27 protein-coding genes and 1 pseudogene are annotated in these 23,440 nt (G+C 38.8%); 10 read left to right on the top strand and 18 right to left on the bottom strand.

Annotation, left to right across the window (positions count from 1 at the left end):
* Positions 1-5: 5 nt before the first annotated feature.
* The 4 genes from I5J82_RS04035 to I5J82_RS04020 all read right to left on the bottom strand — a co-directional run bounded on the left by I5J82_RS04035 (position 6) and on the right by I5J82_RS04020 (position 3,450).
* Entirely contained in the window at positions 6-380 is a 375-nt protein-coding gene (locus tag I5J82_RS04035) for a cupin domain-containing protein (protein WP_198766769.1), read from the bottom strand.
* Positions 381-391: 11 nt separating this feature from the next.
* Complete coding sequence (locus I5J82_RS04030; RefSeq protein ID WP_198766768.1) at positions 392-814, bottom strand: DnaJ family domain-containing protein; 423 nt, start codon at positions 812-814, stop codon at positions 392-394.
* Positions 815-920: 106 nt separating this feature from the next.
* Positions 921-2,144 carry an MFS transporter gene (locus tag I5J82_RS04025; protein WP_198766767.1) on the bottom strand — a complete coding sequence of 408 codons (1,224 nt, stop codon included), beginning with the start codon at positions 2,142-2,144 and terminating at the stop codon, positions 921-923.
* A gap of 349 nt (positions 2,145-2,493) precedes the next feature.
* Positions 2,494-3,450, bottom strand: a complete 957-nt coding sequence (locus I5J82_RS04020) for an ABC transporter substrate-binding protein (RefSeq protein WP_198766766.1) — start codon at positions 3,448-3,450, stop codon at positions 2,494-2,496.
* 183 nt (positions 3,451-3,633) lie between these two features.
* Here I5J82_RS04020 and I5J82_RS04015 point away from each other — a divergent pair, with 183 nt between their 5' ends.
* The 6 genes from I5J82_RS04015 to I5J82_RS03990 all read left to right on the top strand — a co-directional run bounded on the left by I5J82_RS04015 (position 3,634) and on the right by I5J82_RS03990 (position 8,363).
* A complete protein-coding gene (locus I5J82_RS04015; RefSeq protein ID WP_198766765.1) occupies positions 3,634-4,644 on the top strand; it encodes a FecCD family ABC transporter permease in 1,011 nt (336 codons plus the stop codon).
* Positions 4,641-5,684, top strand: a complete 1,044-nt coding sequence (locus tag I5J82_RS04010; protein WP_198766764.1) for a FecCD family ABC transporter permease — start codon at positions 4,641-4,643, stop codon at positions 5,682-5,684. The genes I5J82_RS04015 and I5J82_RS04010 overlap by 4 nt, the downstream gene beginning before the upstream one ends.
* Before the next feature lie 16 nt (positions 5,685-5,700).
* Complete coding sequence (locus I5J82_RS04005; RefSeq protein ID WP_198766763.1) at positions 5,701-6,519, top strand: ABC transporter ATP-binding protein; 819 nt, start codon at positions 5,701-5,703, stop codon at positions 6,517-6,519.
* Positions 6,494-7,252, top strand: a complete 759-nt coding sequence (locus I5J82_RS04000) for an IucA/IucC family C-terminal-domain containing protein (RefSeq protein WP_198766762.1) — start codon at positions 6,494-6,496, stop codon at positions 7,250-7,252. The genes I5J82_RS04005 and I5J82_RS04000 overlap by 26 nt, the downstream gene beginning before the upstream one ends.
* Positions 7,253-7,340: 88 nt before the next feature.
* On the top strand, positions 7,341-7,625 hold the full coding sequence (locus tag I5J82_RS03995; RefSeq protein ID WP_198766761.1) for a hypothetical protein: 285 nt from the start codon (positions 7,341-7,343) through the stop codon (positions 7,623-7,625).
* A gap of 15 nt (positions 7,626-7,640) precedes the next feature.
* Positions 7,641-8,363: a hypothetical protein gene (locus I5J82_RS03990; RefSeq protein WP_198766760.1), complete on the top strand. Its 723-nt coding sequence runs from the start codon at positions 7,641-7,643 to the stop codon at positions 8,361-8,363.
* Between the two features lie 36 nt (positions 8,364-8,399).
* Here I5J82_RS03990 and I5J82_RS03985 read toward each other — a convergent pair whose 3' ends face one another.
* The 3 genes and pseudogenes from I5J82_RS03985 to I5J82_RS03975 all read right to left on the bottom strand — a co-directional run bounded on the left by I5J82_RS03985 (position 8,400) and on the right by I5J82_RS03975 (position 9,393).
* Positions 8,400-8,762: a cupredoxin domain-containing protein gene (locus tag I5J82_RS03985; protein WP_191752706.1), complete on the bottom strand. Its 363-nt coding sequence runs from the start codon at positions 8,760-8,762 to the stop codon at positions 8,400-8,402.
* A 115-nt stretch (positions 8,763-8,877) separates the two neighbouring features.
* A pseudogene (locus I5J82_RS03980) lies at positions 8,878-9,195 on the bottom strand (redoxin domain-containing protein); the annotation flags it as partial.
* 15 nt (positions 9,196-9,210) lie between these two features.
* On the bottom strand, positions 9,211-9,393 hold the full coding sequence (locus tag I5J82_RS03975; protein ID WP_198766759.1) for a hypothetical protein: 183 nt from the start codon (positions 9,391-9,393) through the stop codon (positions 9,211-9,213).
* A 125-nt stretch (positions 9,394-9,518) separates the two neighbouring features.
* Here I5J82_RS03975 and I5J82_RS03970 point away from each other — a divergent pair, with 125 nt between their 5' ends.
* The gene (locus tag I5J82_RS03970; RefSeq protein WP_233096401.1) at positions 9,519-10,220 is read left to right on the top strand and encodes a thermonuclease family protein; all 702 of its coding nucleotides are present in this window, start codon (positions 9,519-9,521) and stop codon (positions 10,218-10,220) included.
* Positions 10,221-10,297: 77 nt separating this feature from the next.
* Here I5J82_RS03970 and I5J82_RS20660 read toward each other — a convergent pair whose 3' ends face one another.
* From I5J82_RS20660 to I5J82_RS03940, 6 genes are all read right to left on the bottom strand, one after another.
* The gene (locus tag I5J82_RS20660) at positions 10,298-10,579 is read right to left on the bottom strand and encodes an adhesin (protein ID WP_198766757.1); all 282 of its coding nucleotides are present in this window, start codon (positions 10,577-10,579) and stop codon (positions 10,298-10,300) included.
* A gap of 141 nt (positions 10,580-10,720) precedes the next feature.
* Positions 10,721-10,915 (bottom strand): hypothetical protein, encoded by a 195-nt coding sequence (locus I5J82_RS03960; RefSeq protein ID WP_198766756.1) that lies wholly within the window; start codon positions 10,913-10,915, stop codon positions 10,721-10,723.
* Between the two features lie 156 nt (positions 10,916-11,071).
* Complete coding sequence (gene uptA / locus I5J82_RS03955) at positions 11,072-11,656, bottom strand: undecaprenyl phosphate transporter UptA (RefSeq protein ID WP_197127418.1); 585 nt, start codon at positions 11,654-11,656, stop codon at positions 11,072-11,074.
* A gap of 374 nt (positions 11,657-12,030) precedes the next feature.
* Complete coding sequence (locus I5J82_RS03950; protein WP_198766755.1) at positions 12,031-12,375, bottom strand: fluoride efflux transporter FluC; 345 nt, start codon at positions 12,373-12,375, stop codon at positions 12,031-12,033.
* Complete coding sequence (gene crcB, locus I5J82_RS03945; protein WP_198766754.1) at positions 12,372-12,761, bottom strand: fluoride efflux transporter CrcB; 390 nt, start codon at positions 12,759-12,761, stop codon at positions 12,372-12,374. Before crcB ends, I5J82_RS03950 begins: the two co-directional genes overlap by 4 nt.
* A gap of 46 nt (positions 12,762-12,807) precedes the next feature.
* Positions 12,808-13,230: a CBS domain-containing protein gene (locus tag I5J82_RS03940; RefSeq protein WP_066392775.1), complete on the bottom strand. Its 423-nt coding sequence runs from the start codon at positions 13,228-13,230 to the stop codon at positions 12,808-12,810.
* Positions 13,231-13,474: 244 nt separating this feature from the next.
* On the opposite strand from I5J82_RS03940, the gene I5J82_RS03935 reads away from it, so the two are divergent.
* Entirely contained in the window at positions 13,475-14,446 is a 972-nt protein-coding gene (locus tag I5J82_RS03935; RefSeq protein ID WP_198766753.1) for a metal ABC transporter solute-binding protein, Zn/Mn family, read from the top strand.
* A 36-nt stretch (positions 14,447-14,482) separates the two neighbouring features.
* Here I5J82_RS03935 and I5J82_RS03930 read toward each other — a convergent pair whose 3' ends face one another.
* The 3 genes from I5J82_RS03930 to I5J82_RS03920 form a co-directional block, all read right to left on the bottom strand.
* Positions 14,483-16,306, bottom strand: coding sequence for an ABC transporter ATP-binding protein (locus I5J82_RS03930; RefSeq protein ID WP_198766752.1), 1,824 nt, complete (start codon positions 16,304-16,306; stop codon positions 14,483-14,485).
* Positions 16,307-16,311: 5 nt separating this feature from the next.
* Entirely contained in the window at positions 16,312-18,075 is a 1,764-nt protein-coding gene (locus I5J82_RS03925) for an ABC transporter ATP-binding protein (protein WP_198766751.1), read from the bottom strand.
* A gap of 173 nt (positions 18,076-18,248) precedes the next feature.
* Positions 18,249-18,779, bottom strand: coding sequence for a copper resistance CopC family protein (locus tag I5J82_RS03920; RefSeq protein ID WP_198766750.1), 531 nt, complete (start codon positions 18,777-18,779; stop codon positions 18,249-18,251).
* Positions 18,780-19,000: 221 nt separating this feature from the next.
* Here I5J82_RS03920 and I5J82_RS03915 point away from each other — a divergent pair, with 221 nt between their 5' ends.
* Entirely contained in the window at positions 19,001-19,087 is an 87-nt protein-coding gene (locus tag I5J82_RS03915; protein ID WP_082820548.1) for a YjcZ family sporulation protein, read from the top strand.
* A 193-nt stretch (positions 19,088-19,280) separates the two neighbouring features.
* Here the strand turns inward: I5J82_RS03915 and I5J82_RS03910 are convergent, their stop codons facing one another.
* A complete protein-coding gene (locus tag I5J82_RS03910; RefSeq protein ID WP_198766749.1) occupies positions 19,281-21,365 on the bottom strand; it encodes a peptidoglycan D,D-transpeptidase FtsI family protein in 2,085 nt (694 codons plus the stop codon).
* Between the two features lie 144 nt (positions 21,366-21,509).
* Positions 21,510-22,565, bottom strand: coding sequence for an EAL domain-containing protein (locus I5J82_RS03905; RefSeq protein ID WP_198766748.1), 1,056 nt, complete (start codon positions 22,563-22,565; stop codon positions 21,510-21,512).
* 94 nt (positions 22,566-22,659) lie between these two features.
* On the opposite strand from I5J82_RS03905, the gene I5J82_RS03900 reads away from it, so the two are divergent.
* Positions 22,660-23,439 carry an ABC transporter permease gene (locus I5J82_RS03900; RefSeq protein WP_198766747.1) on the top strand — a complete coding sequence of 260 codons (780 nt, stop codon included), beginning with the start codon at positions 22,660-22,662 and terminating at the stop codon, positions 23,437-23,439.
* The last annotated feature ends 1 nt before the right edge of the window (position 23,440 follow it).

The following is a 23,440-nucleotide window of genomic DNA, read 5'->3' as shown; positions in this document are numbered from 1 at the left end:
AGTGGTTAAAGGGTCACTGTACTAATACTTTTTACTTTTTTCACAACAACTCTATCTCCTTGTGCAGGTGGATAAGAAGTTAAAAGAAACTCCACAGGCAAACTTGATTCGTTTCGAACTTGATGTGTTGCCCCTGCAGGTATATCTAATCCTTGATGCGCGCTAAGGATAAATTCTTCACCATCTTTTTCGATCAACAGTTCTCCGTTTAAAACAAAGAAAAATTGATGGGAAAACACATGATAATGTCTCACCTCAGCTGTGTGAGGGGGCATTCTTTCTTGTATGATGCTTAGGTTCTCTTGCTTTATAAGGTGCCAGCCATCACATGCATCTCCCCATTGATAATGTTCTGCATTTAATGTACTTTTCTTTGACATACACCCTCCAATTATTTATTCAAGACGTCCTCCAGATTTATCTTCATCCGTTGTGCACTAGGTGGACAAGTTAAGTTATACTGAAAGACTTTTTTGTTAATGGTCTCTACGGTCTTTTTGATGTTGAATTCTACGGTATAGGTTTTTAGTTCCTCTTTTAGTACGTCTATCTCTTGACCAAGTTTCACCCAACTCGGGAGAATGTTATTATCTTTCATTACTTTATGAAGACGCTTCTCGGGATTATACGTAAGATCTTCATCCAGGTTAAGGGGCTTACCTAAGCCTTCTAGATCATCAAATGCACCTTCTTTACGGGCACGGTTAACAATAGCTGTAATGTGATCTTCGTAAAACCAAGCATTTGTTTGCTCGTCTTTCATTAAGATCTCACGTTGCTGCAGTTCCTTTTCTAATGACGGTTTTTTATACATTGTAAAAACCTCCAGGAATAAATTTATTGCTTACTAATACATTATGTTTATTTCTTTCATTCCCTTGGAAAAAATATGGCATTTCTGTAGACAAAATGTGTACATATTAAGAACGCTTATCTTCTGGTTTATAGTTGCGTATAAACGGAAGAGAAAACACAATTATTGCCACTAACATCTCCATTAAACCTCCCCATACAAAAACATCAGTAGCCCCTATTTTTTCAATAAGAAGTCCTGCTGTCCCTGCTGCAATCGGTTCTGAAATCCCCATAATAATCACCATAATTCCGATCACACGGCCAAAGAGCTTAGGAGGAATAAGCGCATGATTCACGCTTGGAGCAATGACGTTAACAGCTGCTTCAAAAAAACCTACAAACGAAAGAAGCAATAACAAAATGGCTAGCTCCTTTGAAAAAAATCCTATCAAAACAATGCTGGCACCTTGCAGAAAACATATTAAAAGCGTCATATATGGTTTTGGTTTATGAATAACAAATAAAGAGAACACAACAGCAGCAACTACACTTCCTATAGCAAGTGAAGTTTGTGCCCAACCATACCCTTTAATGCCAAAGTCTAAATCTTTCATTAGAAACGGCAGGCTGACCATCACTGCTCCTACAGCCGCGTTAGCAAAGAAAGCGAATACTGCCATGGTTGCCAGTACAGGGGTATTAATAAAAAACGTGAATCCTTCTTTAATGCCCATAAAGAAAGATGAGTGCTCTTTTTCGTTGTTTACCTCTTTTACCTTTATAAAAAGAAACAATCCCGCAGCGACGAAGAATGCCACTCCATTTATTAGAAAAGCCATTTTAGCCCCATAAAGGGCGTAAAGCATGGCTCCTAAAAGTGGGCCAACTACTCCAGAAGCCTGACCTGCCATCATAATAAGGCTCATCGATTGTGTATAATGCTTTTCAGGTACGAGACGTGTTCTAAAAGTGATACCCGCTGGTTCACTTATCGCATCAATCAGCCCAAAGAGGACACCTGTGATGTAGAAATAGTAGATAGGCGGCTGTGTGTAAGAGATGACTAGAAATATCAACAACAAGATAGCTCCTCTTCCCAAAGCAGAACCGATTAGGAGTTTTCTTACCGAGAACCGGTCAACAACCGCTCCGCCAAAAAGAATAAACGAAAACTTGGTCATTGTCACAAGCAATATGTATGTTCCTACAATAACAGGTGATCCTGATAGCTGAACGAGCAGCCACATTAGTGTAATCATAAAAATACTGTCGCCCATGGCCGCTAATATCGAGCTTAACCAAAAGTAAAGAAAGCTTTTATTGCGAAAAATCTCCCCAGATAACTTCATAATGTTTTCTTCCCCTATAACTTCTATCTTTTTACATTCATTATAAGGAAGATCGGTGGTAACAACGATCACTAATTGAAGGATTTAGTAGCCAGGTTTATGTACGTACCTAACACCTAATAAAAGCTGATAACAGTGTGCTGCGCGCTAAAATGCAGCAACTGTCGTGAAATGAATAAACGTGCGCTTGAAGAAAGGAAAAGCGCGTGAAAGTGGAAGTGGTTCGTTCATTCCCGCGCAAAGCGAGCAACCTGCAATGGAAAACAACTACTTTCGAAAGCCACAATAAATACTAAAACAGCACTTTATAAAAAAAGGAAGCGAATGTTCGCTCCCCTCATTACATAAATTATTTTTCTAAGAAATACTTTTCAAGATCATCTAGCATTAAGTTTGCCGCTTTTACACCGCCAGCTGTATTCCAAATTGCATCACTTACTTTGTATGCTTTATCTTCTTTTACAACTTCAAGGTTCTTCCAAAGCGGATTGCCTGTCCATTCTTTTTCTGTTTCAGTCGCTTTTCCGTCGCCTTCTTCATAAGTGAAGTAGAACAGAATGTCACCATTCATATCTGGAATGCGTTCTTGCGTTACTTCTTCCATAAAATCATCCTTGTTTTGATCACCAGGACGAGCAAATCCAATTTGATCAAGAATTACACCAGAGAAAGAATCTTTGTGATAGATACGAGATGTTCCTGGCAAGAAACGAACCACTGAAACTTCTGTTTTTAATTGATCTGCTGCCTCTTTCTTAATATCTTCAATACGCTTGTCGAATGCAGCTAGAACTTCTTTTCCTTTTTCTTCTTTATCTACAGCTTTTGCATAAAGTTCGAAGTTGATCTTCCAATCACCACGAAGCTCTTCTGCAAATACAGTTGGTGCAATCTTGTTTAGTTCGTCATATTGTTTCTCTTGACGCTGCTTGTTTCCGATAATTAAGTCAGGCTTTAAAGCTGCAATCTTCTCAACGTTTACAGCACTCTCGTCACCTACGACTTCTACGCCTTTCATGTCATCCTTAATGTGATCATACCAAGGATCACCTAACCAAGATTTAACGGCTCCAACCGGTTTAACGCCAAGAGCAAGTGCTGCTTCAGTACCTTCGTTTGTTAAGACAACTACTCGCTTGTTTTCTTTAACTTCTGTTGTACCCATCGCATGTTCTATTTTATAGGACTCAGAAGATCCTTCTGATTTTTCTTCTTTTGCTTTATCTTTTCCGCCGCAAGCTGCTAATGCAAGCATTAATGTTAACACAGCTGCGAATGCAAGCCATTTGTATGTAATTCTTTTCATTCTGTTTTCTCTCCCCTTTTTATAAGTAAATGATAATGAGAATCAATTACAATTCGTATCATAATATTTAATGAATACGTTGTCAACAACTAAATGATAATGATTTTCAAAGTCATTGACAGAACCCTACTTTACTTTTAAACTGATAAATGAGAATAACTTTCATTATTAAAAGAGGCTCTGATGAACGGAATATTATACGGAAATAAAACTAAGACAGCCGGGCTAATCATTGGCATAATGATTGCGCTCATTATAATGGTCATGAGCGTTGTGCTAGGTTATACGAACACTTCACTCAAACAAGCCATTGAAGCATATACGGCTTTTAACGGTTCGAACGAACATTTAATTATTCAACTTTCTCGAGTTCCGCGTTCACTTGTAGGTATGGCTGTTGGAATCTCTTTAGGTATTGCCGGAGTCCTCATGCAAGCGCTAACTCGAAATCCAATTGCATCTCCAGATATATTTGGTGTTAATGCCGGTGCTGGATTCTTTATTGTTTTTGGTGTTACGTTCCTCGGAATCTCTTCTATACAGCAATTTATGTGGATCGGTTTCTTAGGAGCTGCAGTCGCTGCAGGATTGGCTTACGCATTAGGTTCTGCTGGTCAAGGTGGACTTACACCCGTCAAATTAACACTAGCCGGAGCTGTTATGGCCGCTCTTTTTGCATCTCTCACGCAAGGAATGCTCGTCACCAATGAAAAAGCACTAGATGAAGTTCTATTCTGGCTAGCCGGTTCAGTAGAAGGAAGAAAACTTTCTATGCTAGCAGCTGTTTTACCGGCACTTGTTATCGCTTGGGTGATTTCCATCTTATTATCAAGGCAGTTAAACGCCTTTGCACTTGGTGAAGATGTTGCCATCAGTTTAGGTCAAAAAACAGTCGTTTTTAAACTAGCGGCAGCACTCATGGTTATCATACTAGCTGGAGGATCAGTTGCAATAGCCGGCCCTATCAGTTTCATAGGTATTGTTGTTCCTCATTTTGCTAGATATCTCGTCGGAAATGATCACCGCTGGATCGTGCCATACTCTGCTATTATCGGTGGCATTATGCTCGTCGTTGCAGATATCGGCGCACGTTATATTATCATGCCTGAAGAAGCACCTGTTGGAGTTGTAACAGCTCTTATCGGTACACCATTCTTCATATATATTGTTCGAAAAGGAATTTTTCAAAAATGAGAAAGTACTGGGTCTTACAGCGAAAATCATTTTCTTTTTTAATTGATAAAAAAACGACTGTTAGCATAATTGCCCTAACATTCGCAGCAGTAGCTGCCATGCTAATAAGTATCGGTGTCGGTGATATGTATATCGCACCGTGGGATGTGTTCAATGCATTAATCGGAACTGGGCTTGATATTAATCAGCTCATCATTACTGAATTTAGACTGCCAAGGGTTTTAGTCGCGTTCATTGCAGGAGCCTCACTTGCTCTTTCAGGTGCCATCCTGCAAGGTATTATCCGAAACCCTTTAGCATCTCCCGATATGATCGGAATAACCGGTGGGGCAGGTTTTGCTGCAGTTGCCTTTCTGACTATGTTCAGTGATGACTCAAACAATCTTTTATTAAGTATCAATTATTTACCACTGTTTGCATTTGGTGGCGCTACTATCGTCGCTTTCTTGATCTATGCATTAGCTTGGAAAGACGGGGTTACACCTATCCGCCTCATATTAATAGGAATCGGCCTCATGGCTTTATTACAGGCCCTAACAACGCTCATGATGCTCATGGGACCGATCTATAGAGCGAGTCAAGCCACTATATGGCTTACTGGAACGGTGTACGGTACTTCCTGGAACGAAGTAAAAGCATTGCTGCCTTGGTTTATTGGATTGATTCCAATCTTAGTCCTTCTCGTCCGCCGTTTGAACATTCAAGGATTCGGTGATGACCTTACTAAAGGAGCAGGAATCTCCGTTCACCGTGAACGATTCTTACTGCTTATGGTATGTACAGCTCTTGCTGGTTCAGCGGTAGCATTTGCAGGGGCAATGGGCTTTGTTGGACTTATCGGACCACATATCGCTAGAAGAATCTCAGGCTCATCGTTCGGCGGCTTGTTCCCAGCTTCGGCTTTAATCGGGGGTATTATGGTCGTATTGGCTGACCTTGCCGGACGTACTTTGTTCTCACCATTAGAAGTACCGGCCGGTGTTTTTACGGCGGCGATCGGTGCTCCCTACTTTATCTATCTTTTATTTAAAAACCAATAACAGGAGTGGATGACAGATGGCTGTAATAACAACCTCTAACCTAACATTAGCTTATGGAAAAGACCCGATTATCGACGAGTTAAACCTGCAGATTCCAAAAGGTAAAATCACCGTCTTAATCGGAAGCAATGGTTGTGGAAAATCCACTCTGTTACGTTCAATGGCTCGACTGCTAACTCCGAAACACGGTCATGTACTGTTAAATGGAAAAGATGTTGCAAAACGTTCTACCAAGCAAGTTGCAAAAGAACTAGCAATCCTGCCGCAAGGACCAATTGCTCCTGAAGGATTAACTGTACTGCAGCTCGTTAAGCAAGGGCGCTTTCCTTATCAATCATGGTTGCAACAATGGTCAAAAGAAGACGAAGAAGCCGTGATGAACGCGCTTCGTGCGACAAATCTTATTCCTTTTATGGAAACACCGGTAGATTCACTTTCAGGTGGACAGCGTCAACGTGCTTGGATCGCTATGACACTAGCTCAAGGAACAGATACCATTCTCTTAGATGAACCTACTACTTACTTAGACATGACTCATCAAATTGAGATTCTCGATCTGCTGTTTGAGTTAAATGAAAAAGAAAAGCGAACAATAGTTATGGTGCTTCATGATTTGAATCTTGCTTGCCGTTATGCTCATCATATTGTAGCGATTCAGGATAAAACCGTCTACGCACAGGGTGCACCTGAAGAAATTATGAACGAACAATTAGTAGAAGATGTATTCCAAATGTCGAGCACTGTAATTCCTGATCCAGTTTTCGGCACACCAATGTGTATTCCATATGGAAAGGGGCGAGTCGTTCGACATGTCAATACTCCTCAGTACGCCTAAGTCAAACGGTTGGACAGCAGAAGAAAAAAACCATATCAGTTCGAACTATCGCTTCTCTTTTCAAGCGCCATATGAGAATGAAGTTGTCGTGTCTGCCGAACAATTGTTGAACGCTGATAATCTACTGCAATTTTTGGATCAAACAGGACCACGTATCGGTTCGAACAAACGCCCTGTAACGGCCTCTCTATTCTTTAAACGATATGCGTATTGCAGTTTAACTTCTTGTTTATATGGCATGACCATCCTTAACAAGTCATTTGATATGAACATAAAAAATGTCTATCTTATCGATCACAACTCCGACAGCATGTGGCTTCCATCATTCACACTGAAAGACGCATCAGCTCGCATTGCTGACGAATTTAGAGTGGACTGGCGTTCTTCTGTCATAGAAACACTTTTTAAAGAGAACATGTCAGTCATGTTGAATCATATAGCAAGTACGGCACGCATCTCAAAAGCAACACTTTGGGAGAACGCTTGGATCTACATACGGTGGGTTTATGAAACGTGGTTAACAGAAGAACATCCGGCAGAAGTTAAAAGAAGAATTCAAGAAGATTATGCATTCTTTATGGAAGCACCAGCATTTCATTTTGGGTTAACGAAGAACCCATTCCATCGTTTTACAGCTCCGATCGGCTGCGGACCTACTAAGACCCGTAAGACGTGCTGCCTTTATTACAAAACAGAAAACGGGACTTGTTGTTCTACTTGTCCAAAGCGATAAAATCGAGGCTTTCTTCCCTCGATTTTTTGTTTTTTCTTGATCAATTTCGGGTAATTTAGTATAGATAGATTGATTGGAGGCGATTGTATTGATGTGGTTATGGATTTTCTTAGCTGTATGCGCAGCTGCAGCTCTTTTTATTTTAATTCCAGGAATTAAGGCTATGAAAGAATCAATGGGTACTGTTCAACAAATGAAGAGTACAGGTGACAGCATCACCGCTCGGATGAATGATGTAAAAACACAGCAGCAACTTCTTCAAGAAAAGAAGGATTACTTAAGGTACGACATTTACCAAAAGAAAAATAGTTTTACAGCTGTTAAACAAGGATTCACTGATTTAAAAGATACCTTTAAGAAAATAAAAAACTAAAGGAATAGGATAACTATGCGGATTACAACTTTTGTAATGGCTGGGATCGAACAGCCTGATGATGAAACATTGAGTGAATTGCACGAGGAGGAATTGCCCTCTTATGAAATCTCAAAAAAAGGGTTGTACACCGCATATTCCTTGGAATCTGGTGAACGTTTAATTAAGGACGAAAAAGATACGTGGTATGTGTGTACTTCTTTTGAAAGAAAAACGCTTCACGAGATCAAGTATGGCAGACAGCTCTTTCCCCCGCCGTACAATGATATTCCCATTGAACAACTACCATTTGTAGAGTTGCTTCAGCGAAACAAGTGGACTCCGTTAAACACTCATTATGATAAGGCGTTATGCCATGTCATCGCTGAAGTAGAGGATATTGATTCCGTGTCATTAGATTTTCAATCAAGACTAGCACATGCTGATGGTGATGATGACCCACAAGTTGCACACTCTATTCATTACATAGAATCTAAGCTGAACGGCAAACGCACTCGATTTATTTCAGGCTGGGAATCTCATTCTTTTGCAACGATAACGGAAAGTCACGAATTTGCTCAAAATATACTTATCCCTACTTCTTCTTGGCTCTATCTTTTGTATTTTGAACACTTTCTACATCACAAAGGTTTGATTCCTTCAGACCAAATGATGCCAAGATTATTAGGTAATCTATGGGCCTCTACTAGTAGTGAAGTTACTTACAATAAGGAACTTCTGCAGATTAAAAAGTTATAATTAAAGCCTCTAGCTAAAAAGCTAGAGGCTGATTATTTATTTTACAACAAGTTTTGATACCATATCTGCATGACCGTTTCCACAAGGAACGCTGCATCGTAATGTATATTCACCAGGCTTTAAATTTACAACATCAGAAGAGCCACCAGTTACGTTCACGTCTTCTCCTTCGATCATGACCGCGTGATTGCCATCAACGTTTTCTAGTTTAAGAGCTACGTCTTTATTTGCTGGAATTTCATATTCTTTTTTATCGAACTTAAAATTGCTAGCTTCAATTGTGATCGTTTCTTCCGCATTCTTTGTACTTTTTTCCTTGTCTTTTCCTCCACCGCAAGCTGCTAGAATTCCAATAGCAAGAACGGCGATCGCTGCAAGCCATAAAGATTTTTTAAGCATGGAAAATCCCTCCTAGAGTCTTTCTACTTTCATTATAACCCCATTTTATAACAACTAATATGGAGAAACTGTGACAGATAACATATCCGAAAAAAATAGTCCGTTAGTTGGCGGACTATTTTTCTAACTTCTTATATTCTTGGTGAATCTGTTTAGACGTTTGATCGATTTGTTCACCCCAGTGGTCGTTCACCTTTGTAAAGATAACCTTTCCTTCCTTATCGATCAGTGCATAACCACGTTTAGCTACACTGTCCCCTTTCATATCCAGGTGATCAATGAACTTAAATTCCGGATCAGATAAAAACGGAAACGCAGGTTTCATCTCTTGGTGAAGGACAGACAAATGCTCAACCGTATCAGAGCTTACCGCATAGATATTTACATCCATATCTTTAAATTCACCTATATTTTCATTCAGCTGAACCAGCTGCTTTTGGCAGAGTCCTCAGCCTGCAGTTGTAAATAAAAAGATGAGTGATGGCTTGTCTGATGGGAAAACAACAATAGGTTCACCGTTTTGGTTCTCTAGCTTGGCTTCTTTTAATTGCGTTTCATTTCCACATCCGGCGGCCAGGAGTGTAAGAAGAATCGCTACACAGATTATAAGGTATCTTTGTATCTTCTTCATGCTAATCCCCTTTCGTAAATTTTAAAGTAATTATGTATGGTAATCTAAATCTCTACGATCTATCATTTATTATAATAGTAAAAGGTAGGGCATATACAATAAATTAAAAAATGAAGGATGTTTACATGTTAAAAACGAAAATGTTAGTCTCTGTTATTAGCGCATTACTCCTGATCTCTGGCTGTAGTTATCTGACTTCTAACGACGAAAAACGAATTCCTGTAAAAGTTGAAAAGGTTATTGACGGTGATACGATTAAAGTTCGAGTTGATGGAAAATTAGAAACCGTCCGCTTTCTGCTCGTCGATACGCCGGAAAGTGTTCATCCTTCCAAACCTGTTCAGCCATTTAGCAAAGAAGCTAGTACATACACATTAGATATGTTAGAAGGCGCTGATGTTCAGTTAGAACTTGGAATTGGAGAACGGGATAAATACGGTCGTCTTCTCGCGTACGTATATGCAGATGGCCAAAGCGTTCAGGAAAACCTGCTAAAGAAAGGATTAGCACGTGTAGCCTATGTGTTTGAGCCAAATACGAAGTATGTAGATCAGTACGAACGTATCCAAAAGCAAGCCCAAAAAGACAGTGTTGGTATTTGGAGCATAGAGAACTATGTGCAAGAAGAAGGTTATGTTTCAGATGATGTTGAACAGCCTGAACAAGCCATAAATAAAGAGTGTAAGATTAAAGGTAATATTAGCTCTTCTGGAGATAAAATTTATCACCTAGAGAGTGGACGATATTATAAAATGACAAAGCCCGAAAAATGGTTTTGTACAGAAAAAGAAGCGATGGACTCAGGATTTAGAAAATCTAAACAATAATAGAACCGCTAGTTAGAAAATCTAAACAATAATAGAACCGCTAGTGACTTTTACGAAGTCACTAGCGGTTCTATTTGTTAACAGCAATCGTCCTGTCCGAGCATCACAAGACCCGATCCATGTTTAGAATCTTCAAAGTCTAGTTTTAATGCAGAAGTCTGCTCTTTGATCCTTGGATCAAAGGCCACTCGTATTCCGTTGATTTCTTCAATAATGTCTGTGTTTTCAGGCTCATCCAGAGCCAGGCCAAGCTTAGGACCGCCTCAGCCCATTCCTGAGAAGTAAACTCTTATTCCATTGGCGTTATTCATTTCAAGCACTTCTTCTATATACTTCTTTGCGCTTAATGTTATATCCATAACCATCACCTCTTACAAGAAGTATAACGCAGATGTGAGGTCATCGTCTAAGAAAGGGCTTAATCAATTTTAGTATATAGGTAGGAATGTATATCAAAGGTGTCCACTGCAGATGGACAAAGTTGGTGAAAGTGTAATTGTCTAGGGTCTGTCCCCCCCTCGTAGTTGTTTCAGCACTTGCTCGATATCTCCAGGGGTGAATCCGCAGATTTCCATCGCTTCAGACACTTTCGCAGCCATATTTTCTTTACCTTGGTGTTCTTTGATGCGCAGAAGCAACTCATTCACTTTAGCTGCATTGTATGTTTCATGATAACTCTTAATAAATGTATCCATCTCATTTGCACTCCTTTCATTTATATTGCGGTAGCCATATATATGTTGTGTACATCCCTCGTTAGAATTTGTCTATGCATCATTTGAAGAATAATAAATAAAAGCCTGGAGCATAAATACCAGGCTTTCACGTGTAAGATCGTATGATAGCAATGACTATTTCTTCTTTACTTTATAAAGAATGAACAAAAAGATAACAACAACGGCTATGATCATGATTCCTCGTGTGTAGGGAGCTGCGATTGTTTTTATATCCTCCCAGTTAGAGCCAAGTCGGCTACCTAATTCTATAAAGAAGATCGACCAAGGTATAACCGCTAATGTTGTGAACAATGTAAACTTAGCGAATGACATTTTCGCGATTCCCGCCGGAATGCTTATTGCATGTCTCACAACCGGAATAAATCGTGCAAAAAAGATGACACCTGTCCCATATTTATTGAACCATCTTTCTGATAAATCGATCTGCTTTTTCGAGATCAGTACATACTTTCCATATTTCTCAAGAAATGGACGACCTCCGTAATATCCCATCCAATACAAAAAGAGCTGTGCTATTGTTCCTCCGATCGTTCCAGCAATAACACTCAGAGTGAAGTTCAAGTGTCCCTGAGACACCATATACCCTCCATAAGATAAAACCAGCTCACTCGGAATCACTTCAACCATCAAACCAAGTGCAATGCCTAAGTGTCCTAAACTCATAATCCATTCTAATAAAGAAATCACTAAATCTTTCATTATATCTCCTTTAATGTTTTGATTGGCTGTTTTCGTATACATGTTAGTCTTTGAAAGTAAATGACTTCCGCTCCAGGCTGCTCGCATTCCATAGGGCGAACGGTGAGCCTCCTGTTTAATTGCAGTGACTAGCCCCCTCGAGGTCAAAAGTTAAACGGTCAAGAAGGCAAAGTACGCCTACCAAGCCCATTTACCTTTTGCTTGTTGGGGCTGAACGGGTCACTTCCACTTTTGGGAATGCCGCTTTGCGCCTTTAGGAGTCTCCACCTGACCGCTCGTCCCATAGGAGTCGGCAACCTTCCACTTCAGACAACTTGCTTCAGAAGAGAGCAAGATGCATCCAAACATCAACAATCTTTTTGAAAATAGCCTCTTCATCTTAATCCAATAAAAAAGCCAGTCCAAGCTGCTAGTAGTCCTAATATATATGTAAGTAACAAATACGTTAGACCTCTTTTAGCATGACTCTTTAATAATGTTACTGCTTCAAACTGCAAGGTGGAAAACGTGGTGAGAGCTCCCAAAAAACCAGTCGCATAAAGTGAACTCAATAAACCGTCTCCTTCATCCGCCACATACCACCCTAACAGAAACGATCCAACAATGTTAACAGCCAAAGTTCCCCACGGAAAACCTCTATTTATTCGTTGACTAATTAAAAAGCGCACAACCGCACCTACCGCTCCACCTGCAGCTATTGCTATTGTTTGTGCTATCATTGTTCTGCACCCGCTTTGCCATATGTAATAGTACCTAACTTCATTCCCAAGTAGATAGCAATAACACCTGTAACAGCACTTGCAGAAAAATATAAAAATGCCATTGTATACAGCTGATCCTCAACCAGTAATAATATTTCTGTGTTAAATGTAGAGAATGTTGTAAAAGAACCAATTACACCTGTCTGCAGAGCCACTATTAAGTTGTTGCTCTTTATTTTTTTCACACCATAAACTACGAACCACCCTAGAATAAAACTGCCGATTACGTTTACAAAAAAAGTAGAAAACGGAAAAGATCCCTCTGGGTTGAAAAGAAACATACCGCACCAAAAACGTAGCAAGGCTCCAACGATTCCACCCATTGCAACGGCAAGTATCTTCACTTGAAATAATCCTCCTATATGTACAAAAAGATTAAGACATTAAGCCTTAATCTTTCGTAACTTCCTTATTCCAGATTAAATTTGCACAATACTTGATTATGTCCCGTCTCCTAATAATTCCGATAAAATGACCGTCATCATCTGTAACAGGTATAAAATTTTGGTCGGTAGACAAAGTAATAAGATCTTCCATGTTAGAGTTGATGGAAACAGAAATATTATTTATACGCTGAGGTACATTCACTAATTTCGTTTTTAATACCTCATCATATCCTTTGTCAAAGGCTTCTCTAAGTTTCCATAGAAGATCGCCTTCCGTTAACGTTCCTATGTAGCGTCCTTCTTCTGAGACGAGAGGCACAGAGGTGTACTTGTGGTAAGATAACTTTTCAAGTGCCTGTCTCATCGTTGCTTCTGGGTTCAAATACTTCACTTCATCTTTAGGCAACAAATAAAAAGCAATATTCATGTTAGTACGCGCTCTCCTTTTTAAGCCTGATTCACGCTTATTTAAACGCTTAGATAAAAACACCTTCTTTATTATACCAAAAAGGACTTCTATCTGCTTGTTAAATCACTACCCTTTAGAGATTCGTTTTAGACTATTTATTTATCATCTAGAGAAAAAATTTCGGATGCAAGAAATAACATTTTACAAATCGTAATCATTACGTTTATAATGAGTAAGGATTGTTTGAAAGGAGATAAAGTAAATGCGAATAATAAGCTTACTAAGCGTATCGATAATGCTGATTTTTTCAGCAGCATGCGGTAATAATAGCACATCTGATAATAAAGACGGTACATTGAAAATCTACACCACCATGTATCCATTAGAATATTTCACTGAAAGAATCGGAGGCAAGCATGTAGAAGTATCTTCTATTATACCTCCTGGTGCGGATGCACACACGTATGAACCTTCTACGAAAAAGATGGTAGAAATGACGGAAGGTGATGCTTTCGTTTACAACAAACTTGAGTCTGATGAATTCTCATCTTCTGTTGCAGATACATTAAAAGAAGAAGATATGCCTATCATAGATGGCGCTAAAGGAATTTCCTATCATGAATCTGCAGAGCATGAAGGTGAAAGCCATGCTACAGAAGAAGAACATGAAGATGATCACGCTCATGAGAAAGAAGAACACCACGATCATGGTTCCTTAGATCCTCATATTTGGCTTGATCCAGTCCTTGCACAGGAAATTGCAGATAATATTTATGAAGGACTCGCAAAATTGGACCCTGATTCTAAAGATGAATTTAAAAAGAATCATGAAGCACTCATTACCGATTTAAAAGAATTGGATTCATCGTTTAAATCAAAAGTTAAAAACGCACCAAAGAATTCGTTCATCGTCTCTCATGCTGCTTATGGCTATTGGTCAGAACGCTATGGGCTAGAACAAATTGCGATCAGTGGTCTTTCGCCTTCGCATGAACCTAGTCAGAATCAGATCGAGAAGATTATTGAAAACGCCAAAAAAGAAAAAAACAACTATATTTTATTTGAAGAGAACGTAAATAACAAAGTAGCTGCGATGATTAAAAAAGAAGTCGGTGCAGAAACCATGACTCTTCATAACTTAGAAACTTTAACAAAAGACGACATAAAAAAAGAGCGAGATTATCTATCTATCATGAACCAAAACATTGATACACTTTCAAAAGCATTACAATAAAACAAAACGCCTAGGAAAAAATTTCCCAGGCGTTTTTTATATCGCATCCAGCATCTTAAACTGAGATACGACTAGGTGATAATAGATGCCTTCTGCACGCATAAGCTCCGCATGACTTCCTTGCTCCATAATCTCACCGTGATCCAAAACAACAATATTATCTGCTTCTCTTATCGTAGAAAGTCGATGTGCAATGATGATTGCTGTTCTTCCATTTAACAGCGTCTTTAAAGCTAATTGTATCTTTTGTTCAGATTCTGTATCGATACTAGCTGTTGCTTCATCTAGGATCAAAATATCAGGATCTGCAAGAAGTGCTCTGGCAAAAGAAAGAAGTTGCCTTTCACCGACCGATAAAACATTTCCTCTTTCCTCAACTTCTGTTTCATAGCCATTCGATAGTCTCTCGATAAACGCATGTGCTCCAACTGCTTTTGCTGCATTCTTAACATCTTCATCGGAAGCACCTGGTCTCCCAAAGCGTATGTTTTCTTTGATCGTTCCTGAAAAGATGAAAGTATCTTGAAGAACAACACTGACTTTTTCACGAAGACTCGCTAGATTAACGTCTTTTAAATCTTTTCCATCAATCTGTACCGTACCTGATGTCGGATCATAAAATCGGCTGACTAAGTTTGCGATCGTAGTCTTACCTGACCCTGTATGGCCGACCAGTGCGACGGTCTGACCACCTTGAATCGTTAGATCGATGCCTTTTAATGCTTTTCGATCAGCGTTATAGGAAAACTCAACGTCCTTAAGCTCGATTTCCCCTTTAATTTTTGAAAAAGAATAAGCATTTTCTTTTTCGTGAACATTTGGTTTTTCGTCTAAAAATTCAAAGATTCTTTCAGATGAAGCCATTCCGACTAAAAGTTGATTGTAAACTTGCCCAAGTCGAGAGATTGGCTCCCAAAACATACCCAGATAAAAAGCAAACGTAACAAACACCCCAATTTCGAGTGCTTCACCTTGAATCAAGTAAGAACCAAACCACAATAGAATAACTGTTCCAATCGCATTAGACATCTCAACAAAAGGTCTGAACAATGCGTTCTGTTGTGTCGCGGTTTTCCAGCTATCATACGTTTCATTGTTCACTCCATTAAAGAAGCTCATGTTCTCTTTTTCTTGCGTGTACGCTTTAGTCACTCGTATCCCTTGGATACTTTCATTCAGATGTGAATTAAGCTTTGCTTGTTTAATACGTACCACTTGCCAAGAGCGTCTGATCTTTTTACGTAAACTTGTTGAGATAAAGAACATCAGCGGCAAGATGACCATGATCGCTAGTGTCAGTTCTGGGCTATAGATGAACATGATGACAATGATACCAAACAGAAGAATGATATCCATCAATACGTTGATTACACCGTTCGTGAACAAATCTTGTAACGAGTTTACATCATTAATGATTCGTACAAGAATAGATCCGGCAGAACGCTGATCGAAAAAGCGGTGCGATAAGCGTTGAATATGCTTGAACAGATGCTGACGTATGTCGTAGATCACATATTGCCCTAGATAGTTCATCCATTTTATCCGTAATGTGTTAGCGCCCCAGGATAAGAGGTAGAGGCCCGCGATCGCAACAATTAGTGTAACAAGAAGATTCGTATCTTTGTTCTTAATCGCATGATCAAACGTCAGAACACCTATAAAAATAGGAACTACAAGTCTTACAGCAGTGGAAACCATCATCGCTATGATTGCTTTCGGCAACAAGTTTTTGCTGTAAGGCTTCATATATTGAAACAAACGAATAATCTGACCCCAGTTGAACGGTTTATCGATTACTTGCTCTGAGGAATATTTAAACCGAGGCGATTTCTTCGTCTGTGATTCCTTTGAATGCTGCATCTTCCCTACACCCCCTGCCCGTTCATTTGAAACACTTTATCTTTGTCTTGATACTGAATATCATAAATTTTACGGTACGCTCCAGATTCTTGATGAATCAGTTCTTCATGTGTACCACGTTCGATTACTTTCCCATTTGACAGAACGAGTATTTCATCCGCATGTTTTAAAGAAGAGATACGATGAGCAATAATAAATGTCGTTCGGTCACTCATCACTTCTTTTAAAGCCTTTTGTATCCTGAATTCTGTCTCCATATCTACAGCACTCGTCGCATCGTCTAGAATTAGTATTGTTGGATCGATAAGAATCGCTCTAGCTATTGAGATTCTCTGTTTTTGTCCCCCAGATAGCCCAAGTCCTCTTTCTCCTAATATCGTGTCGTAACCATCTGGAAGTTCCATAATAAAGTCATGAGCTTGAGCTCGTTTAGCTGCATCGATAATATCATCCATATTTGCATATGGATTACCGTAAGAGATGTTATCTTTTATTGTTGACGAAAACAAAAAGGACTCCTGAAGAACGGTACCAATATTTTTCCTAATCGTTCTTAACGAATAATCTTCAAGTGGTTTACCATCTATTAAGATCGTTCCTGATTCGGGATTGTAAAACCTAGAAAGTAGTTGGGTAATAGAAGTTTTCCCCGAACCCGTTGCACCGATTAATCCAATCGTCTGACCAGGTGTTGCGGTAAACGAAATATCTTTGAGCGCTTCTTTTTTCTCGTTTTTATAACGATGTGTGACATTTTCAAACGTCACTTCTCCATGAAAGCGCATTGTTTCAAGCTCCCGATCTTTCCCTTCCATCTCAAGAGGTTCGTCTAGAACTTCTAACAGACGTTCACCAGATGCTTTTGATTGAGAGAACGTGTTCATGATAAACCCTAGATTCATAATGGGTCCCATGATATACCAAACAAGACTAAAGAACGCGACTAGCTCTCCAGCTGTCAGGCTCCCCTGAATAACAAGATAACCACCATAAGCAAGCAGCAACACGACGGATAGATTTCCGATCAATTCCATTACCGGAAAGTACTTAGCCCAAATATGAGACGTGTTTAAGTATTGAGACTTATAATCTTCATTAGACGTATCAAACTTATTAATCTCAAAATCTTCACGTGATAACGATTTAACAGTGTTGATTCCACTAATATTCTCCTGCACTTTCGTATTGAGATTCGCCATAGATTTACGAATTCCCCGGAAAGCGGGATGAACTTCTTTATCAAACTTGTAAACAACGATTGCGAGGAAAGGCATCATGCACAGTGTAATGAGTGCTAAAGGAACTGAATAGAAGAACATTACGGAGAGACTAAACCCTATAATTAACACAAAGTTGATTAGTTGTGAGAATCCAAAAGAAAGAAAAAAGCGAAACCCTTCAACATCGGCTGTTAACCTCGACATCAGATCTCCAGTCTTTGCATTGTCATAATAGTCGAATGGAAGAAACTGCAGCTTTTCATAAAGAGATTCACGAAGTTCATAAACAGACCGAATACCGAACAGATCTCCATAAAACTGATGAGTGTATGTAGCTGCACCTTTAATTACCATCAGAAGTATAAAGCCTACCGCAACATATGGTACGGTTGAATATTCCCCTTTAATAATAATTTCATCGATGGTAAATTGTAAGACCATCGGATAAACAACTGTGATTCCTGACACTAAAATCAAAGTTAAGATCGACCAATAAAAGTACTTTTTATACGGCCAATAAAAATCTTTTAATCTCTTAAATGTATCCAATCCCAGCACCTTCTCCCTTATAAAAATTAAAAGACAATATACATCATATAACAGAATAGTTAGAAAAAACTATCTATTTGCTCATAATCTTTACTAAAAACAAAATAAATAATTCACTTTGTTACCTTTCCTATAGTACGAAAAAAAGCCCCGATATATTCGAGGCTTTTCCTTTAACGCTTTCTTCTGAACGCAAAGAATGACACAATCGCAATGACTATAATTAAACCAATAGTTAGTGGTGCAAAATAAGTTGGGTTATTAGGCTTCTCATTTTTTTCTTGATCCGTTAGTGCATTTTCATCTTCATTTTCTTGTTTCTCTTGTGTATCCTGTTCTGGTACTTGTTCAGGACGATCTACGGAAAAAGAGTATTCACCCTCAATTACATGACTATCTGCGCCTATAATCTTATACGCAACTGTGTAGTTTCCATTCTTCAGTGGGTTTGTAATTGCCCCAGTCATTTGATCATCTTCTACACTAATCTGAAGAGGCATCTCTTTATTACCATTTTTTAATGTCATTGTACTTAACGACTCAATCTTCGTTGAAAACGTTAATACCACTGCTTCAAGATCTGTTGTAACTTTCTCACCTTCTGCTGGAGTAGAATTTTCGAGTTTAGAATGAGCAGACGCCGATAAAGGCACTTGGAATACAATTGTAAATAATAATATTAATGGTAAGAGTAATTTTTTCATAAGCTGACTCCCTGTCACGTATTTTCTTTCTCTTTTCATTAAAACAAAGAATATATGTTCTTCACAAGTATCCAGTCTTTACAAATCGTTGACACTTTCATAGTCAAACATACATTTACAGCCTATTTTAATGGAATCTGGGCTCCTGCCCACTTCAATTATGAAAACAGGCATAGGATATATGGAATTAACAATTGCAAGAATTAAAGGAGGAAAAATCGATGGGTTATTCTTATGGCAATTCTTTTGCATTGGTAGTAGTGTTATTTATTCTATTGATTATTGTTGGGGCAGCTTGCTTCTGCTAATAAACAATAGTATGAAGGAGAAAACCGGCCATGTGCCGGTTTTTTCTTTTGTTTAAATCTGATTATCTTGAAAGTGGTTGATTTCCGCTCCATGTTGCTCGCTTTAATCAATTGTTTTAGACGTAAATAAAAAAGATTTAAAAGCAACAAAGAGCCTTTTAAAAATTCAAAACAAAAAAAGAAAAACTCAGCATTATTCTGCTGAGTCATCTTCGCTGTCTTTTTCTAAATTACCGGTAACTGTTGCTGCATTTTCACCATATTTTTCTTTTAGATTCCAATATGCTTCGAGTGCGCGTTGGCCGATGTATTTGTTGATCTTCTGGTTTCCGTTCTGTGGTGTACCTTCAGGAACCACTACAGCAAAAGCGATCTCAGGATTTTCGAATGGCGCATATCCTACAAGTGTAAGATTATGTTTTTCTACAATGTTCCCCGTACGCGGGTGTCTGATGATACGCTGAGCAGTTCCGGTTTTTCCTGCTGGATTATGGTATTTTGCAGGGTCATCGAAATAACCTTTAGCAGTTCCTTTAGATCCATGCATTACTTGCCAAAATCCATCCTGAACACGTTCGATGTATTTCTGTTCAACATCAATTTTGTTTAAAATTTCTGGTTCAAAACGTTTTAAGAGTTTACCATGACTTTTATCATCAGTTGCTGGTTCTCTAATTTCACGAACAAGATGTGGCTTAACTCGATATCCATCATTTGCAATGGTAGATACATATTGAACAAGCTGCATTGTTGTATACGTATCAAACTGACCGATACCTAAGTCATATAACGTACCTGATTCTCCTTCAGGAGGTTTTCCTTCATATCCGATTGCTTCATTTGGAAAGTCAATCCCTGTTTTTACACCTAAACCATATTGATTAAAGGAATAACGAGCTTTAGCGTATGTTTGTGTCCAATGTTCTGGTCCAATCATGCGGTCCATGATATTAAACATATAAACGTTAGAAGACATCATTAAAGCTTGTAAGTCTGTTATTGGCCCCATGGTTCTCCATGAAGACTTATTCATTTTATTTTTTGTGAAGGGTTTATCCACAATAACTTCACCCATATGAATCAGTCCTTGTTGAAGACCAGTCAATACGGTTGCGCCCTTTACAGTTGATCCCATTTCATAAGCATCAAATAAGGCTCCGTAAGCATCGTTACTAAATTCTCCATCTTCGTACTTTTTCCCTGCGATTCCTTTAATTTCACCAGTCTTAGGATTCATCATAACGATATAAGCTGAGTCTAGAAGATCATTTCCTCCTAGTGGCTTAGCTCGCAAAATTTCTTCCTCAAGAATCTTCTCTAATTGGAATTGCAGCTCCATATCTAAAGTTAATACGATATCTTTTCCACGTTGACCAGGAATCGTTTTTGGTTCACCTATCGTTGCACCTGTTTTTGGATTTGTAAGGTAAACTGATTTTTCTTTTGTTCCTCGTAATACATTCTCGTATTGATCTTCAAGACCACTGACTCCCACTTGATCGCTTCGGTCATAACCCATACTCATAAAGTAGTCTGTTTTAGATTTAGGAATCTGTTTAACTTGTCCAAAAATGGTAGAACTACCATACGGATATATTCTTTTTGAATCCGCCATAATATCTACCCCAGGAAGGTCACCCAAGTTCTCAGAGATAACGGAAACTTCTTCGTTGTTCAAGTTCGTTTTGATTCGTTGTGCTGAATACGCATAACCTGTATCCATCGCACGTTTATAAGCGAGAATCTTAATATCTTTGTCAGTTAGACTCTTGATTTCTTCATCTGTAATCTTATTGACGAGTGCGACATATTGATCTTTATCGCTTAGTTTCTTTTCTTTCTTGCTAAGACGTTCTTCAATCATCTTGGTCACATCTTGTTTTGCGATAAAATAGTCTTTTTTATCGCGCTCTGTGATTTTTTTGATCTGATCTTCGGTAACCCCAAGGCGATCAGCTAGCCATTCTGCAATCCGCATCGTGTCTTTTGCTTTTGTATCTACTGTTTTCGTATATGTTAAAGAAAAGAAAGGTTCATTCCCTACCACCTCACGGAAGTTGCTATCTAACAGCTTTCCTCGTGGCGCTTCTTTCCTTGCGATAACTTCTTCAACTGCTTCAGACTCTAGTCGTTTTTCCTCTCCATTTACAATTTGGAGAACACCTAGCCTCAAAATAAGGACTGAGAAAAGAAAAAAGACGACCAAAAACAAGACATTTAAACGAAAGGGCACTTGCGACTTTTTCCTCTTTTTTTCCGGATCCGCTTTCGTTACCATCATTCCGCTCCTTTTGGAAATATTCCCGTTAATTTTACAATTATATTACAAAAGCATCTACCTATAGATTACTAGAAGTTGACTATTATTCCAAGTCATTCGTTAAAAAAAACCTTATCTTTTTTTGATAAGGTTTTCGTAAATTTATTGGACTGCTGCAGCTAATGATTCTGTTGGAACTGGACGACCAAAATAGTAGCCTTGAGCAAGCTCAACTCCACATCTTAAAGCGATGGCCGCTTCTTCTTTTCTTTCAATTCCCTCTGCAAGAACCACTGCACCTATTTCTTTTGCTACTTCAACGATCTGCTGGATCATATCTTCTTTAGAAGAATCTTCATCACAGAAAGAAATGATTTTACGGTCAATCTTAACATAGTTTGGTTTCAGCTCTTTTAATACAGAAAGGGTTGAATGGCCCGCACCCAAGTCATCTAATGCTACTTTCATTCCTTGCTCTTGATAAGCTGTTAGTATGCTTTTTAAATGATTGATGTCTGCGATCTCTTCTGTCTCCACCACTTCGAAGACTAGATCGTTCGGATCTACTCCTGCCTCAGCAGCTGCTTTAAATGTTGTAGCTAAACAATGCTTTGGATCATAGATGGATGATGGAAGGAAATTGATGAATCGCTTCAATCCTGGCGCAACGGCCCCAGAGCTGTTACGAATGGAAGTCATCCTCGCATTTCCGTCCAATAACGCCTGTAAACCCGATCGTTCAGCAAACTGAAAAAGTTCATACGGTTTAAACTCATTTTCCTCTGACAATGGACGAAGTAAGAATTCATATCCATAAATTTCTTCGCTCTGTAAAGAAACAATGGGCTGAGAATGTGTAGTAAAAAGCTGCTGTTGAATAATTCCATACAAATCGATATGCTTCATTCTTTCATAAAAATGCTGAAAAGAAATCCAAGGTGTGAAAACACTTATTTCTTCCAATGTCGAAGTAACGGAACAATTATACGATCCCACAGCAATGTCGTTAAAGGTTTCAAGTGCCTTCTCCATGAAATCTTGCAGTTCTATAAGATTGCTATATTTTGCTGATGCAACATTTCCAGAATGAATGCCTTCTAAACCATGCTCTTTAAATAAATTCATCAAACTTTCCACAAGGACGGGATGATCGGTACGGATATGAATAAAGCCACTTTCCGGAAAATCTCCTGTTGGACGACATTGTGAACATGACATATTAATTACCTCCAAAAAAGAATTGCAAACTTTTGTAAAATTTGCTATTTTATAATTCTGCGCTAAAAAATGAAAACTTCATAAAGGGGGACTTATGGTTTATTGGATTCTTTTACAAAAAAGCTTTATGCGTAACATGCAATACAAAGTGGCACATCTGATTAATAATGCGGCGAGTGCAATCTTCGGGTTTGTTTTTATTGCAATATGGGTCGGTGTGCTGCAAGGAAAAGAGAATGAAAGTCCCTACAGTGCCCTAGATATGACCTTTTACATTGCGGCTGTACAGTGCATCCTCTGGTTATCCGGTTTCTTAACGGCAGGACTCAATATTCAAAACGGTGTAAGAAATGGTGCAATCTCTTTAGAACTCGCAAGACCAACAAACTTCTTTCTATATGTTACCTCTCAAGAAGCTGGACGACTATTGTATAACTTGTTCTTTCGCTCTCTTCCTATTGGGCTTGCTTTTTCGTTAACGGTAGGCTTTTATGTTCCTCAATACATTCCGACCTATTTTTTCTTATGTATTTCAATTCTGTTTGCCATGATTATTTCTATTAACTTGCATTATCTAGTAGGATTAAGTGCTTGCTGGACGACTGAGATCAACTGGGCACATTTTGTGAATTTCACATTATTGGTTGGACTTGGAGGACAGCTTGTCCCTATTGATCTACTTCCAGCTCCCCTATCTACTATCACACCCTATTTGCCTTTTGCAGGAGCCATCTATTACCCTGTCATGATATTTCTTGAGAAAGTTTCGAGTGAGGTTATTCTTATCCAGCTGATTTGGGTCGTGGTATTAACAAGCTTCAATCTATGGCTAACTGAGAAGGCTCGCCATAAGTTAGAAATTCAAGGAGGATAAG

It is taken from the genome of Fictibacillus halophilus (assembly GCF_016401385.1).
GTDB classification, from domain to species: domain Bacteria; phylum Bacillota; class Bacilli; order Bacillales; family Fictibacillaceae; genus Fictibacillus; species Fictibacillus halophilus.
Note: the sequence above shows the minus strand (reverse complement) of the source record. Positions and strands in the feature narration are given on the sequence as shown.

Excerpts from the sequence above, each read along its gene's own strand:
- I5J82_RS04035 (WP_198766769.1), bottom strand. The coding sequence starts at position 380 with ATGTCAAAGAAAAGTACATTAAATGCAGAACATTATCAATGGGGAGAT.
- I5J82_RS04030 (WP_198766768.1), bottom strand. The coding sequence starts at position 814 with ATGTATAAAAAACCGTCATTAGAAAAGGAACTGCAGCAACGTGAGATC.
- I5J82_RS04025 (WP_198766767.1), bottom strand. The coding sequence starts at position 2,144 with ATGAAGTTATCTGGGGAGATTTTTCGCAATAAAAGCTTTCTTTACTTT.
- I5J82_RS04020 (WP_198766766.1), bottom strand. The coding sequence starts at position 3,450 with ATGAAAAGAATTACATACAAATGGCTTGCATTCGCAGCTGTGTTAACA.
- I5J82_RS04015 (WP_198766765.1), top strand. The coding sequence starts at position 3,634 with ATGAACGGAATATTATACGGAAATAAAACTAAGACAGCCGGGCTAATC.
- I5J82_RS04010 (WP_198766764.1), top strand. The coding sequence starts at position 4,641 with ATGAGAAAGTACTGGGTCTTACAGCGAAAATCATTTTCTTTTTTAATT.
- I5J82_RS04005 (WP_198766763.1), top strand. The coding sequence starts at position 5,701 with ATGGCTGTAATAACAACCTCTAACCTAACATTAGCTTATGGAAAAGAC.
- I5J82_RS04000 (WP_198766762.1), top strand. The coding sequence starts at position 6,494 with ATGTCAATACTCCTCAGTACGCCTAAGTCAAACGGTTGGACAGCAGAA.
- I5J82_RS03990 (WP_198766760.1), top strand. The coding sequence starts at position 7,641 with ATGCGGATTACAACTTTTGTAATGGCTGGGATCGAACAGCCTGATGAT.
- I5J82_RS03985 (WP_191752706.1), bottom strand. The coding sequence starts at position 8,762 with ATGCTTAAAAAATCTTTATGGCTTGCAGCGATCGCCGTTCTTGCTATT.
- I5J82_RS03975 (WP_198766759.1), bottom strand. The coding sequence starts at position 9,393 with ATGAAGAAGATACAAAGATACCTTATAATCTGTGTAGCGATTCTTCTT.
- I5J82_RS03970 (WP_233096401.1), top strand. The coding sequence starts at position 9,519 with ATGTTAAAAACGAAAATGTTAGTCTCTGTTATTAGCGCATTACTCCTG.
- I5J82_RS03960 (WP_198766756.1), bottom strand. The coding sequence starts at position 10,915 with ATGGATACATTTATTAAGAGTTATCATGAAACATACAATGCAGCTAAA.
- uptA (WP_197127418.1), bottom strand. The coding sequence starts at position 11,656 with ATGAAAGATTTAGTGATTTCTTTATTAGAATGGATTATGAGTTTAGGA.
- I5J82_RS03950 (WP_198766755.1), bottom strand. The coding sequence starts at position 12,375 with ATGATAGCACAAACAATAGCAATAGCTGCAGGTGGAGCGGTAGGTGCG.
- I5J82_RS03940 (WP_066392775.1), bottom strand. The coding sequence starts at position 13,230 with ATGAATATTGCTTTTTATTTGTTGCCTAAAGATGAAGTGAAGTATTTG.
- I5J82_RS03935 (WP_198766753.1), top strand. The coding sequence starts at position 13,475 with ATGCGAATAATAAGCTTACTAAGCGTATCGATAATGCTGATTTTTTCA.
- I5J82_RS03930 (WP_198766752.1), bottom strand. The coding sequence starts at position 16,306 with ATGCAGCATTCAAAGGAATCACAGACGAAGAAATCGCCTCGGTTTAAA.
- I5J82_RS03920 (WP_198766750.1), bottom strand. The coding sequence starts at position 18,779 with ATGAAAAAATTACTCTTACCATTAATATTATTATTTACAATTGTATTC.
- I5J82_RS03915 (WP_082820548.1), top strand. The coding sequence starts at position 19,001 with ATGGGTTATTCTTATGGCAATTCTTTTGCATTGGTAGTAGTGTTATTT.
- I5J82_RS03910 (WP_198766749.1), bottom strand. The coding sequence starts at position 21,365 with ATGGTAACGAAAGCGGATCCGGAAAAAAAGAGGAAAAAGTCGCAAGTG.
- I5J82_RS03905 (WP_198766748.1), bottom strand. The coding sequence starts at position 22,565 with ATGTCATGTTCACAATGTCGTCCAACAGGAGATTTTCCGGAAAGTGGC.
- I5J82_RS03900 (WP_198766747.1), top strand. The coding sequence starts at position 22,660 with ATGGTTTATTGGATTCTTTTACAAAAAAGCTTTATGCGTAACATGCAA.